The sequence below is a fragment of the Bacillus sp. LNXM12-1 genome (assembly GCF_003004375.1).
In the GTDB taxonomy this organism is placed as follows: Bacteria; Bacillota; Bacilli; order Bacillales; family Bacillaceae; genus Bacillus.
Window position 1 is genome coordinate 155,463 of record NZ_PVWX01000004.1, and the last position, 12,402, is coordinate 167,864.

At 42.6% G+C, this 12,402-nt stretch carries 13 protein-coding genes; 7 read left to right on the forward strand and 6 right to left on the reverse strand.

The features are described from left to right. Positions 1-68: 68 nt before the first annotated feature. From C6Y07_RS15555 to C6Y07_RS15570, 4 genes are all read left to right on the forward strand, one after another. Complete coding sequence (locus C6Y07_RS15555) at positions 69-986, forward strand: proline dehydrogenase family protein (protein WP_034664177.1); 918 nt, start codon at positions 69-71, stop codon at positions 984-986. Between the two features lie 23 nt (positions 987-1,009). Then, positions 1,010-2,557: an L-glutamate gamma-semialdehyde dehydrogenase gene (gene pruA / locus C6Y07_RS15560; protein ID WP_060595502.1), complete on the forward strand. Its 1,548-nt coding sequence runs from the start codon at positions 1,010-1,012 to the stop codon at positions 2,555-2,557. Between the two features lie 125 nt (positions 2,558-2,682). Then, positions 2,683-3,915 (forward strand): PucR family transcriptional regulator, encoded by a 1,233-nt coding sequence (locus tag C6Y07_RS15565; protein WP_106043387.1) that lies wholly within the window; start codon positions 2,683-2,685, stop codon positions 3,913-3,915. Between the two features lie 113 nt (positions 3,916-4,028). Further along, positions 4,029-5,327, forward strand: a complete 1,299-nt coding sequence (locus C6Y07_RS15570; protein ID WP_106157008.1) for an arsenic transporter — start codon at positions 4,029-4,031, stop codon at positions 5,325-5,327. Positions 5,328-5,373: 46 nt separating this feature from the next. Here the strand turns inward: C6Y07_RS15570 and C6Y07_RS15575 are convergent, their stop codons facing one another. Both C6Y07_RS15575 and C6Y07_RS15580 read right to left on the reverse strand, forming a co-directional pair. Continuing rightward, positions 5,374-6,051, reverse strand: coding sequence for an amino acid ABC transporter permease (locus C6Y07_RS15575; protein WP_034664171.1), 678 nt, complete (start codon positions 6,049-6,051; stop codon positions 5,374-5,376). 12 nt (positions 6,052-6,063) lie between these two features. After that, positions 6,064-6,936, reverse strand: a complete 873-nt coding sequence (locus C6Y07_RS15580) for a transporter substrate-binding domain-containing protein (protein ID WP_106031572.1) — start codon at positions 6,934-6,936, stop codon at positions 6,064-6,066. A 181-nt stretch (positions 6,937-7,117) separates the two neighbouring features. Here C6Y07_RS15580 and C6Y07_RS15585 point away from each other — a divergent pair, with 181 nt between their 5' ends. Continuing rightward, positions 7,118-7,447 carry a YckD family protein gene (locus C6Y07_RS15585; RefSeq protein WP_060595541.1) on the forward strand — a complete coding sequence of 110 codons (330 nt, stop codon included), beginning with the start codon at positions 7,118-7,120 and terminating at the stop codon, positions 7,445-7,447. A gap of 49 nt (positions 7,448-7,496) precedes the next feature. Here C6Y07_RS15585 and C6Y07_RS15590 read toward each other — a convergent pair whose 3' ends face one another. After that, positions 7,497-8,261: an MBL fold metallo-hydrolase gene (locus C6Y07_RS15590; protein ID WP_060595506.1), complete on the reverse strand. Its 765-nt coding sequence runs from the start codon at positions 8,259-8,261 to the stop codon at positions 7,497-7,499. A 115-nt stretch (positions 8,262-8,376) separates the two neighbouring features. Between C6Y07_RS15590 and C6Y07_RS15595 the strand changes: the two genes are divergently transcribed. Both C6Y07_RS15595 and C6Y07_RS15600 read left to right on the forward strand, forming a co-directional pair. Further along, positions 8,377-8,793, forward strand: coding sequence for an Lrp/AsnC family transcriptional regulator (locus C6Y07_RS15595; protein WP_034664465.1), 417 nt, complete (start codon positions 8,377-8,379; stop codon positions 8,791-8,793). A gap of 28 nt (positions 8,794-8,821) precedes the next feature. After that, on the forward strand, positions 8,822-9,628 hold the full coding sequence (locus C6Y07_RS15600; RefSeq protein ID WP_095285948.1) for an AAC(3) family N-acetyltransferase: 807 nt from the start codon (positions 8,822-8,824) through the stop codon (positions 9,626-9,628). Position 9,629: 1 nt separating this feature from the next. On the opposite strand, the gene C6Y07_RS15605 is transcribed toward C6Y07_RS15600, so the two are convergent. From C6Y07_RS15605 to C6Y07_RS15615, 3 genes are all read right to left on the reverse strand, one after another. Then, a complete protein-coding gene (locus C6Y07_RS15605) occupies positions 9,630-10,016 on the reverse strand; it encodes a competence protein ComJ (protein ID WP_066031345.1) in 387 nt (128 codons plus the stop codon). Positions 10,017-10,136: 120 nt separating this feature from the next. Beyond that, a complete protein-coding gene (locus C6Y07_RS15610) occupies positions 10,137-11,834 on the reverse strand; it encodes a methyl-accepting chemotaxis protein (RefSeq protein ID WP_106157009.1) in 1,698 nt (565 codons plus the stop codon). Between the two features lie 126 nt (positions 11,835-11,960). After that, positions 11,961-12,389, reverse strand: a complete 429-nt coding sequence (locus tag C6Y07_RS15615) for a NucA/NucB deoxyribonuclease domain-containing protein (protein ID WP_106157010.1) — start codon at positions 12,387-12,389, stop codon at positions 11,961-11,963. Between the last annotated feature and the right edge of the window lie 13 nt (positions 12,390-12,402).

Below are 12,402 nucleotides of genomic sequence, written 5' to 3' on the forward strand. Positions count from 1 at the left end.
TATTGTAGCGGACAGCTTATGAGCCTTACAATAAAGACATAGCTTACAAAGAGTGGGAGGTGCCCTTTATGGAGTCGGTCACAAGAAATTTCTTCTTGTTTTTGTCAAAGAGCAGTCTCTTGAACCATATTGCTCGTAATTGGGGAAGTGCTGTTGCATCTAAGAAAATCATCGGTGGGAAGGATTTTGAGAGCGCTATCTCTGTCATCAAACGATTAAATGATCAAGGGATGGCTGTAACAGTTGATCACCTTGGTGAGTTTGTCACAAAGGCAGAGATTGCAAATGAGCGGACGAATGAGTGTATTCAAACCATTCAGCGGATTGCTGAGGCGGGACTCAATTCCCACGTGTCACTCAAAATGACATCACTCGGCCTGGATATTGACGATGACCTTGTGTATCGCAATATGAAAAGCATTTTAGATACGGCAGAGAAACACCGTATCATGGTGACAATCGATATGGAGGATGAACAGCGCTGTCAAAAAACGCTGGACATTTTTAAAGAGATGAAATCTCAATATGAGTATGTCAGTACGGTCCTGCAGGCGTATTTGTACAGAACAGAAAAGGATCTTGATGACCTAAATGAGCTTCAGCCATTTTTAAGACTTGTAAAGGGTGCCTATAAGGAATCCGCTGAAGTGGCGTATCCAAACAAAAAAGACGTCGATCAGAATTATCAAAAGCTGATCGAAAAGCAATTACTCACAGGGAACTATACAGCCATTGCGACACATGACGATCAAATGATCGAGTTTACGAAAAATATTGTGAAAAAACACAATATACCGACAAGTCAGTTCGAATTTCAAATGCTGTATGGCATGAGGTCAGAAACGCAGCAGGCACTTGTGAAAGAGGGCTATCAAATGAGGGTCTATACCCCGTATGGACGAGAGTGGTATGGCTACTACATGAGACGTCTTGCAGAACGGCCGGCAAACATTGCCTTTGCTTTAAAAGGGATGACGAGAAAATAATTTGAAACGGGAGCGTGACAAAGATGACAACACCTTACAAACATGAACCATTCACGGATTTTAGCCAGGAAGAAAACCGCAAAGCGTTTGAACAAGCATTAGCAAAGGTAACAGAATCACTTGGTCAAACCTATCCGCTCGTGATTAATGGAGAAAGAATCGAAACGAAAGACCAGATTATCTCGATCAATCCAGCGAAAAAGGATGAAGTCGTTGGAACCGTATCAAAGGCCGGGAAAGAAGAGGCAGAGCAAGCGGTTCAAGCTGCGGCGAAAGCATTTGAAACTTGGCGCTATACGTCTCCAGAAGAAAGAGCCAGCGTCATATTCCGTGCTGCGGCAAGCATTCGCCGTAAAAAGCATGAGTATTCAGCCCTTCTTGTAAAAGAAGCAGGTAAGCCTTGGAACGAAGCGGATGCAGATACAGCAGAAGCAATCGACTTCCTTGAATACTATGCCCGTCAAATGCTGGAGCTGGCGAAAGGCAAACCAGTGAACAGCCGCGAAGGGGAACGCAATCAATATGTTTACACACCAACTGGCGTGACGCTCGTCATTCCGCCGTGGAACTTCTTGTTTGCCATTATGGCAGGAACAACAGTAGCACCAATCGTTACAGGGAACACAGTTGTCTTAAAACCAGCGAGTGCAACTCCTGTGATTGCGGCACGTTTTGTGGAAGAGCTTGAGCAAGCAGGTCTTCCAAAGGGTGTGGTGAACTTTGTACCAGGAAGCGGAGCAGAGGTCGGAGATTACTTAGTCGATCATCCGAAAACAAGCCTGATTACATTCACTGGCTCAAGAGAAGTAGGGACACGTATCTTTGAACGCGCGGCAAAAGTACAGCCAGGTCAGCAGCATTTAAAGCGCGTCATTGCTGAAATGGGCGGTAAAGATACAGTGGTTGTAGATGAGGATGCAGACGTCGAATTAGCGGCTAATGCCATTTTCACATCAGCCTTCGGTTTTTCAGGTCAGAAATGTTCGGCTGGATCTCGGGCTGTCGTCCACGAGAAGCTGTATGACCAAGTGGTCGAGCGAGTGAAGGAAATCACAGAAACAAAAACAACAGCGAATCCTCTTTCTGCGGATGTCTACATGGGACCTGTCATTGATCAAGCGTCCTTTGACAAGATCACGGATTATATCGAGGTGGGCAAGGAGGAAGGCCGTTTAGTGACTGGTGGAACGAGTGATGATTCGGAAGGATACTTCATTCACCCAACCATTTTTGCAGATCTTGAGCCAACATCTCGCTTGATGCAAGAAGAAATCTTCGGACCAGTCTTGGCCTTCTCGAAAGTGTCTAGCTTTGATGAGGCACTTGAAGTAGCCAACAACACGGAATATGGTTTGACAGGTGCTGTCATTACCAATAATCGTGATCACATCAACCGTGCGAAGCAGGAGTTCCATGTAGGGAATCTCTACTTTAACCGTAACTGCACAGGAGCCATCGTGGGATACCACCCATTTGGCGGATTCAAAATGTCAGGAACCGATTCAAAAGCAGGCGGTCCAGATTACCTAGCTCTACACATGCAGGCGAAAACGATTAGTGAAATGTTTTAAGATGGAAAAGCATGAACCTGTGCACACGGGTTCATGCTTTTTTTGCTTGTCTACGACTTGTTTCTATACAAATCTGTCCGGAAAGAAGTATGATAAATGTATTACTTAATCAGGGAGCAATCGGGATGGAAGAGATATTAGAAAAGCTTCATACATTTTTTGATGTCGATAAGTTAATTGCATTTATTAGCGGGTATTTAAAAAAACCAGTCATTTTAGAAAGCACAGAGTGCCAGCTCCTTGCTTATAATTCTTACAGCATACAGCAGTTTGACCCAGTCAATCAGCAAACGATTTTCTCAAAGGAATGCCCGGGGTCTGTAGTCGATTGGTTAAAGAAAACAGGGGTCATCGAGCGGCTTCACAAGGAGTCAAAGCCTTTTTATGTGAGCGGTCATGACGAGCTCGGGTTTAATCGGCGGGTGGCTGTGAGCGCCAAGCATAAACAAGAGGTTGTAGGCTTTATTTGGGTGCAGGACATTGAGGATTCCCTCTCTCAGGAGGAGCTGCAATTTTTGCACGAAGCTTCCTTTCAAGTGGGAAAAGTGATTTATAAGAATAAGAAACAGCTGGAGAAAAAGGAAGGCAAGATTGAAGAATTTTTCAAAAAGGTCATGGATGATCATTTTTATACAGAAGAAGAACTGAAGTGGGAGGCTGAGAATTTAAGCATCCCACTGCCGGCAGTATTTACTGTCATGGTCGTACATGCTGCCGATAACAAAAGTGAGACGGCAGAAGACGTGAAGGATGTCATTCGAACGTATTTGCAGCTAGAAGATAAGGTGAATCACGTATACTCCGTTCAAGCCGACATTGTCGTGATATTGGGCAGCTTGTCAGACCGGCACTCACCGAAAGCAACTGCTGCCGACGTCATCGCTCATCTGCAATCGAAAACGCATGCCCATCCTTCGCTGCTGTATATCGGGATGGGAAGAGAGTATCGAGATGTCATGAAAATGAGTACAAGTCGATTTGAAGCGATAGAGGTCGTGAAGGCTGTGAAAATTGTTGGGGGACAAGAGCTGATTCCATATGATTACGAGAATCTGGGGGTTTTCCGGTTCTTAGACTCGATTTACAGCCATCAAAAAAAGAAAAATGATTTCAATCCAGATTTGTTACGTTTGAAGGAAAAAGACCGTGACAGCCAAACTTCTTTTTTAAAAACGCTTGAAGTCTACTTATTGAATAACTGCAAGCTAAAGCCTGCTGCAGAGCAGTTGTTTATTCATCAAAATACATTAAACTATCGAATGAAACAAATCTTTGATATGACCTCAATTGATTTAAGTCACTTCAGTCAGCGATGTGAGTTATTTATTGAATTGATGCTGATGAAAAAAGATCAATAGTCATCGAATCCGCAGGTGCCCGGGATCACCTGCGGGTTTTCATGTGAAAATGGCATACAACTGCTGCGTTACGTTGTATGATAGATAAGGATTTTATGAAAGGGGGGCCACCTTTGGGAGCAGTCACCTTGGCCATTTTGATTTTTATCCTGACCCTCGTCCTTGTCATTTGGCAGCCAGGACGTTTAACCATTGGATGGTCAGCATGTGGAGGCGCCATTCTTGCACTTGTCTTTGGTGTCGTTCATCTGGGCGATGTGTGGGAAGTGACGCATATAGTATGGAACGCGACATTTGCGTTTATTGGCATCATTATTATTTCGTTAATTTTAGATGAAATTGGGTTTTTCGAATGGGCTGCACTGCATATGGCAAAAGCCGCAAAAGGGAACGGTGTCCGCATGTTTATTTATTTAACATTGCTCGGCGCTGTCGTGGCTGCTTTTTTTGCGAACGATGGAGCGGCACTGATTCTGACCCCGATCGTCTTGTCTGTGGTGAGAGCGTTAAAGCTGGATGAGCGGATGATCCTGCCTTTTGTGATGGCGAGCGGCTTTATTGCAGATACAACCTCCTTGCCATTTGTGATTAGTAACTTGGTTAATATCGTATCAGCCGACTATTTTCATATTGGATTTCTAGAATATACAGCAAACATGTTTGTGCCAAACCTTGTGTCGCTTGGAGCGAGCATGCTAGTGCTTTATGTGTTTTACCGGAAGCTCATCCCAAAAACATACGATCTGTCACAAGCGAAAGAGCCGGCATCAGCTATTCGAGATATCCGCATGTTCCGCTTGTCTTGGTATGTGCTTGGCTGTCTGCTTGTCGGTTATTTTGCAGGAGAACTCATTGGGATTCCGGTCTCCATCATTGTGGGCGGTATTGCCCTTGTCTTTTTGTGGCTGGCGAGAAGAAGTCCGCAAGTGGCGACAAAACGCGTCATAAAAGAAGCACCGTGGTCCATAGTCTTTTTCTCAATTGGCATGTATGTCGTCGTATATGGACTGAAGAATGTCGGTCTCACAGAAATATTGGCGGCATGGATCGAACAAGGCGCATCGCATGGCTTGCTTGCGGGAACGATGTTTATGGGCGTGCTTGCCGCAGTGCTGTCCTCTGTCATGAACAATCTGCCCACTGTGTTAATCGATGCGATTGCGATCGGTCATACAGATACAGCAGGCGTCATGAGAGACGGACTGATTTATGCCAATGTCATCGGCTCCAACCTTGGTCCGAAAATGACCCCTATCGGCTCATTGGCGACATTGCTGTGGCTTCATGTTCTCAAGAAAAAGGGCGTCCATATTTCTTGGGGTGCATACATGAAAGCCGGAATCATCCTGACCATCCCAACCTTGATCCTTACTTTACTAGGGTTATATGTGTGGTTATGGCTGATACATTAAAGCTAAATACAAAAGAGAGCAGATCCATGAGATCTGCTCTCCTTTATTACAGATATTTCGCATAGCGCTTTTCTAAAAAGTCTTGAAGCAATGAGACTACGCTGCAAATGCCCCAGTATATGAGTGCGACCAAAATATACATGGTCATATAATCGAATTCGCGTCCACCTACAATTTTTGCTTGCTGGAAGAGCTCGGGTACAGTAATCATCGCAGCCAGTGAGGAGGCTTTGATTAAATCGAGCATGACATTGGTTAAAGGCGGCAGTGCGATGCGGACAGATTGAGGTAAAATGACACCGCGCATCGTTTGCCAATAGCTGAGACCTAGTGACTTGGCAGCTTCCACCTGTCCACTCGGAACAGAGGAGAGGGCCGCCCGATTGATTTCTGCAATATAGGCAGCGCTATTGAAGCTGAACCCAATAATGGCAGCGGTGACCGCTGTAAACTCAATCCCGATATAAGGGAATCCAAAATAAAGAATAAACAAAATCACCAGAATGGGCACGCCTCGCATGAATGAGATATACAACCGTGCAGGCAGGCGAAGCATCCACGTGTTCGCCATTCTGGCAAGCGCAATAAAAAAGCCAAGAATTGTACCAAAAAACATGCTCACAAAGGAAATGAGCAGCGTCAGCCAGATGCCTTTCATGACAAATGGAAATGACGCCTTTGCCAGTGCAGGATTAAATATATATTCTAAATGAATATCTCCCACGATTGCGGCTCCTTATTTAGAAATGTCGACATCTTCGACATCAGCATCTATTTTCTTTGAGACGTCTGCATGATTAAAGAATTTTTCGGAAATCTTTTTCATGGTTCCGTCTTTTTTCATGTCTTTTAAGACACGATTTAATTCTTTTTGAAGCTCTGTGTTGTCTTTCTTCATCACAAAACCTTGTTCGTTTGGCATGTATTTTAAGTCAGGGTGAATCGTAATATTTAATTTCGGGAATGCAGCAAGAGCTAGTGTCTGCAAGTAATAATCATTTAGAATGACATCTGTACGACCATTAGCGACATCCTTTAAGTATTGCTCGTTTGTCGCATTATCATAAATGACTTCCTTCGCACCGTACTTGCGAGCGACATCCATGTAAATCGTTGTGGCAGCACCAGCTGCTTTCTTTCCTTTTAAATCTTTTAACGTTTTAATGCCAGACAAATCATCTTTTCGTACGATCGCCGTGCCATAGGAATATTTATAAGGAGTTGAAAAGGCAAACTTATCTTTTCTGTCATCTGTGATGTCAATGTCGTTTGCAGCGGCATCCACTTGACCAGAATTAATGGCGCTCAGCATGCCATCATAGCCCATTTCTTTAAATTCTACTTTCACATCAAGGCGTTTAAACGCTTCTTTGACCACTTCCACTTCATAACCAGTCAATTGATCCTTGCCATTAGATGTATCATGATATGACGTTGGATAAAGGGTGCCTGAAGTAGCAACCACGATTTTCCCTTTCTTTTGAATCTCATCCCACTTTGAATCTCCAGACTGAGAAGAGCTTGATTGACTGCAAGCAGACATGACAAGTATGAAAGCAGACACAACAAGCATCAACCATATCGATTTTCTATGATAAAAACGACTCATTTAAGAATCCTCCTCTATTTTTTATACAAAACAAAACATAGCACGCTTTTTCTGTTAGGACAACGTTTTCAGAAGAAAAGCGAAAAAGTAAGAATATTATGTGCAATTTGCGTGGTGAAATAATGTATAAAAAAGGAAAGCGCGTACAAAATAATTGCGAATAAAGGAGGGAATAACAATGATGAAAAAAGTAAGTGGCTTAATCATATTATCGATGATGCTGTTGTCTGGTTTTTATATGGAAACAGCTCATGGTGAAACACCCCAAATGGAAAAGCGTCCAGTAACGCATCAAGTAAAATTAACGACAGAACAACAAAAACAAATTGAAATGCTTGAGCAGCAAATTCTTTCTAAACGAAAAGAAGTGATTGAGAAATACGTTCAATATGGTGTGTTAACAAAGGAACAAGGTACACATATTACCAAACGAATGGATGAGCATTACAATCATTTGGAAAATAACGGATTTGTTCCATTGCTGAAAAAACCACAGCACCATCGACCATAATGATGAAACCGGCAGCGAGGTGCCGGTTTTTTATTATTTATGAATCTTTTCAGAAGGTGAGACTTTCACCATCTTTAGGGACAAAAATGGCTTGATCTGCATGATGCTCCTGAATGTAAGCTTGTAAAGAAGCTCTTGTTAGCAAGCAATGGTTCACTGCCTCAAGGTGACAAGCGACAATTTGTGCTTTTGGCTGAGAACGGTGAACGTCTAAAATATCTTCCTTCGTCATGGTAATCGGATCGCCTTCTAAAAATTGAGCAGCTCCGCTATTAACCACAATGACATCTGGCTTGCATGTATTGACAACCTCCTTCGGCTCATCACACCAAATGGTATCACCTGCAATGTAAAGGGTAGGTTCATCAGGGTGAGAGAAAACAAAACCGCTGACCTGTCCCATCCGCTTCGCAGTTTCTCCTGTCCCATGCTGTCCACCTGTCCGCTTAATATGAACACCGCAAATGTCTATTTCATCTTCAATGCATGTGACATGCTGGAAACCGGCTTCTTCAACTTCTTTTTTGTCATTCTCCGATTGCGTATAAATGGGCTGGTCTTGAGCTAATTTTTGTTTTGCCTCGTCATCAAAGTGATCCACGTGCAAATGAGTGAGTAAGACAGCATCTGGGTGTAACATGTTGTCTAAGTCAATGTTTACAGGCAGATCAACAATAGGATTGTTCAAATGTTGATTGGCTGTATGAGGAAACGGTGGATATGTTCCTTTTGCTGCTAAAAAGGGATCAATGAAGAAAGTTGCCTGACCATATTGAAGGTATAAAGTAGCATTCCGAATGAGCGTGATTTTCATGAAAAGGCCTCCTTTTTTTCTGATTAAGTTTACAGTATATTAAAAGAGTTCCATATGACAGAGGGTAATGAAAGTCTTTCAGCAGAAGGACTTGATTTTTGAAAGAGGTGAGTCAATGTTAGACCAAACCGATATGGATATATTAAAAGAGCTCTCTAAAAACAGTCGATTGACCATGAAAGCGCTAGGTGAAAAAGTTCATTTAACCGGTCAAGCTGTTGCAAATCGTGTGTTAAAGCTTGAAGAAGAGGGTGTGATTGAAGCATATACCATTTCGATTGACTGGCGGACTCAAAAGACCATCCAAACATTTATGCAGCTCTATACCCGCAGTCATCATCACGAACCACTTCTGTCGTTTCTCGACCAACAGGAAGAGATCAAGAACTTGTTTAAAATAAGTGGTGAGGGCTGTTATATGGCTGAAGGCCATTTTTCCAGTCATGATGAACTGGATCTGTTTTTAACGGAGCTGACAAATTACGCAAATTATAAACTGTCTATTGCGGTTAAACGTCTCATTCATCAGTAATAGAAGAGACGCAGGAGGAAAAGGAACGATGAAAAAATTAATCAAAAATCAAGCTGAACCGATGACAAAGGAAAGAATCAAAGCAGACTTGGTTCAACTTGGTGTGAAAAAAGGCATGATTTTATGTGTTCACTCATCTTTATCATCTATCGGCTGGGTAAACGGAGGCGCTGTTGCCCTCATACAAGCATTGATGGAAACCTTATCAGAAGAGGGGACACTGATCATGCCGGCACAAACGTTAGAGCTTTCTGATCCCGCTGATTGGATCAATCCGCCTGTTCCTTTTTCGTGGTGGAAATCGATCAAAGAGACGATGCCTGCATTTGATCCAGCATACACGACGCCAACAGCAATGGGAAAGGTAGCGGAAACGTTTTGGAAATACCCAGGCGTGGCGAGAAGCAATCATCCTCATTTTTCATTCACAGCCTGGGGCAAAAGGAAACATGAGCTTCTGAAACACCACGCACTTTCTTTTGGATTAGGAGAACATTCGCCTCTAGCCCGCATGTATGATCTTCAGGCTCAGGTGCTGCTGATTGGTACGTCATTTGAGAGCCTGACAGCTTTCCATCTTGCTGAATATCGCATCCCTCAGCAAGACCTCATGACAAGAGGAGCTCCCATCTTAGAAAATGGATGGAGGGTATGGAAAGAGTACCAAGATATTATCACAAGAGAAGAACTATTTGAGCAGATCGGTCGTGATTTTCTACAATCAGGAGGCACTCATGATCACGGTCAAATCGGACTTGCCAGTTCATATTTATTGCCGGTGAGAGAATCAGTAGACTTTGCGGAAAAGTGGCTTGATTTGTACGATCAGTCGTGATCTACACAGTTTGGAAATTTATATGATAAAGGTCTTGATCAGGCTGCTGTGAGGTATAGCAGGTGAGCTGATAGTCTCCCTTTGGAATAGGGAAAGATAGCACCTGAGCCATGACGCTTGTGATATAAACTTGATCGCTTGCATGCGTAAAAGGCACTGTAACTATTCTGTCAGCCGAGGCTGGGGGCATATCGCTATTTAAAGTTACGGTAACAGATGCTTTTCCGTTGTTGATCCCTTCAAAGGACACACCCTGATCTCCCATGGCGAATCCTTGAAGAATGTCATCATCTGACCAATCAATCACAGGTGGTGTTTTGCTTCCGGTGTATACGGTGATTTGGTGATAAGAGATAGATAGGGAATAGGCTTGGTTTAACTTATTCATTTAAAAAACTCCTTTATACATAGATTTTCGTTGGAATGTGAATGGTTGAAAGAATGATTCTTGAAGAGAATGTTAGGCAGCAAGACGATTGTCGCCGTCTTGCGCTTCTATTTGAGGAATCTAGATGTGAAATTGCGAAACCATTGCTTTTAAATCTCCTGCTAAATGGGCAAGAGCTTCTGATGATGCTGTTACTTCTTCCATTGAGGCAAATTGTTCTTCTGTTAAACCGGCTACTTGCTGTGAATGTTCACTCGTTAGTTTAACGCCTTCTGTGATAGTGGCAAAGGATTGTTTCGCATCGTTTGTATAAGCTGCGATTTTTTGTGATGCACTAGATAAATGTTTGATGCCATCTGCCATTTCTCTCATTGACTGTTGAATATCAATAAATGATTCTTCTGTATGAGAAATAAGTACAGTCCCTTGAGCCGCTTCCTCTTTTACTCGTTTGATGGCATTCGTCGAATGAGTCATCTCTTTTTGGATTTCAGAAATGAGATGGGAAATCATATTTGATGATGCTTGAGATTCTTCAGCGAGCTTTCTCACTTCGTCTGCGACAACCGCAAAACCTTTTCCATGCTCGCCTGCTCGTGCTGCTTCAATTGCTGCGTTAAGAGCAAGCAGGTTTGTCTGATTAGCGATGTCTGTAATAACATTGGAAATATGATCAATTTCAGCTGAACGTGTTTCTAATGCTTGAACGGCTGTCCCATTTTCCTCGATTGATTTTGCAATAGATTTCATTTGTGAGTTTACTTCCCCAATATTCTGTACACCTTTTAGGGCCATTTCTTGTGCAAATTGACTTCTTGAAGCCATTTGTTCCGCATTTTCCGTGATGTTTGCCAGCTCGTTAGATACTTGAATCATCGTGTGCTCACTTGTTGTCATTTGAGCTGATTGTTCTTCTGATGATTGAGCTACTTCTTGAATACTGTGGGTGATTTTTTCTGATGCTGCACTTGTTTCTTCTGCGCTAGCTGAAAGCTGCTCAGATGAGGTGGCCACTAATTCAGATGTGTTCATGACATTAAGAATGGTTTGATTTAATTTTTCTCGCATCTTATTGAAATGACCAGCCAGGTCAGACAGTTCATCGCCTGCCGTATCCGACACATTGATGGTTAAATTTCCTTCGCCTGCACTTTTAATGGCAAAAGCTATGCACTTGAGGCGTGACTGAAATCGCTTTGTGAAAATAGAAATAATGATAACTGCAACAATTAAACTTAACAACAGAACAATGACAAATTGAATATAGAATGACTGAAGCATTTGTGAAATCATGCTTTGATTGGCGCCCGTATAAAAAATACCAATCGTTTTGCCTGCTTCATTTTTGATCGGCATATAAGCCGTTTGATAGTCTTTCCCGGCAACATTTGCTGTGCCGTAATAGTTTTCTCCTTTATCTAATACAGTGGCCTTCACTTCAGGTGAGACTTCTGTACCGACAGCTCGTTTTCCGTTTAACATGACATTCGTCGCGACACGGGTATTCCCTTGGAAAATTGTGATGGTATCATCGGTATATTCAGCTAATTGGTCAACCAATGTATCATGATCATTGATTTGGGTATCCCCTTTATAAAGCTTGCCATCTTTTATCTGCCACGAGCCTGCCACTTTTTCATCTAGGTAGGCATAGCCTAGCTTTAAATCACTTTTTGCTTTTTCAGTGGCCATGTGCTTGATGTTTTCTGTCATTTCACGATTCACCACATAACCAACAACTGCTGAAAAGATGATGAGGACACTTAAAAAGATCAGCAAAATTTTTGCACCAAGCCTCAGTTTTCCCTTTTTCTTCATGCTTTTTGACTCCTTTAGGTATAAGGTAGGTTAAACCTCCTTAAGGATTATCGGCATGAAAAAAATGTTTGAAATACCTGTATGCAGTTACGAGAAAATTTTTTTAGATAGAAAAAGGAAATGGCGTTAATCGATGATAAATTGTATTCTTGTGCCGTCAGGATCATCCGATAATTGATGACCGACCCATGAGCCTGCTCCCCTATTATCTGAAGGACTGATATATTTGACAGAAGCTCCTGTTCCTCCTTCCTTACACATCGCCATCGGCCATTCGTCCCGATCATACCCGCGCTTTGTTGGGATGCCATGAAGTGATTGGTCTCTCTGTTCATCGCTATGTTTACGGTCAATCGTACATACGGATGAATGGCCTTCATCAATTGCCTCTTCTATGTGCTTCGCGGTTTCTGGGTAACGATCTGATGGGAAGTGAATGGTTTTGTTATAAGATGAATTCGTCGTCTCTTGTTTACTTTGCTCCAGCTGAATATAGCCTGTTGTTACACCAACGACGATTAGTAAAAGCAAGAGAATGATTTTAAGAAGTTTCATAGATGCTAGCTCT

Coding starts and splice junctions, on each gene's coding strand:
- C6Y07_RS15610 (WP_106157009.1), bottom strand. CDS start 11,834: ATGAAGAAAAAGGGAAAACTGAGGCTTGGTGCAAAAATTTTGCTGATC.
- C6Y07_RS15580 (WP_106031572.1), bottom strand. CDS start 6,936: ATGAGTCGTTTTTATCATAGAAAATCGATATGGTTGATGCTTGTTGTG.
- C6Y07_RS15585 (WP_060595541.1), top strand. CDS start 7,118: ATGAAAAAAGTAAGTGGCTTAATCATATTATCGATGATGCTGTTGTCT.
- C6Y07_RS15615 (WP_106157010.1), bottom strand. CDS start 12,389: ATGAAACTTCTTAAAATCATTCTCTTGCTTTTACTAATCGTCGTTGGT.
- C6Y07_RS15590 (WP_060595506.1), bottom strand. CDS start 8,261: ATGAAAATCACGCTCATTCGGAATGCTACTTTATACCTTCAATATGGT.
- C6Y07_RS15565 (WP_106043387.1), top strand. CDS start 2,683: ATGGAAGAGATATTAGAAAAGCTTCATACATTTTTTGATGTCGATAAG.
- C6Y07_RS15600 (WP_095285948.1), top strand. CDS start 8,822: ATGAAAAAATTAATCAAAAATCAAGCTGAACCGATGACAAAGGAAAGA.
- C6Y07_RS15555 (WP_034664177.1), top strand. CDS start 69: ATGGAGTCGGTCACAAGAAATTTCTTCTTGTTTTTGTCAAAGAGCAGT.
- pruA (WP_060595502.1), top strand. CDS start 1,010: ATGACAACACCTTACAAACATGAACCATTCACGGATTTTAGCCAGGAA.
- C6Y07_RS15605 (WP_066031345.1), bottom strand. CDS start 10,016: ATGAATAAGTTAAACCAAGCCTATTCCCTATCTATCTCTTATCACCAA.
- C6Y07_RS15595 (WP_034664465.1), top strand. CDS start 8,377: ATGTTAGACCAAACCGATATGGATATATTAAAAGAGCTCTCTAAAAAC.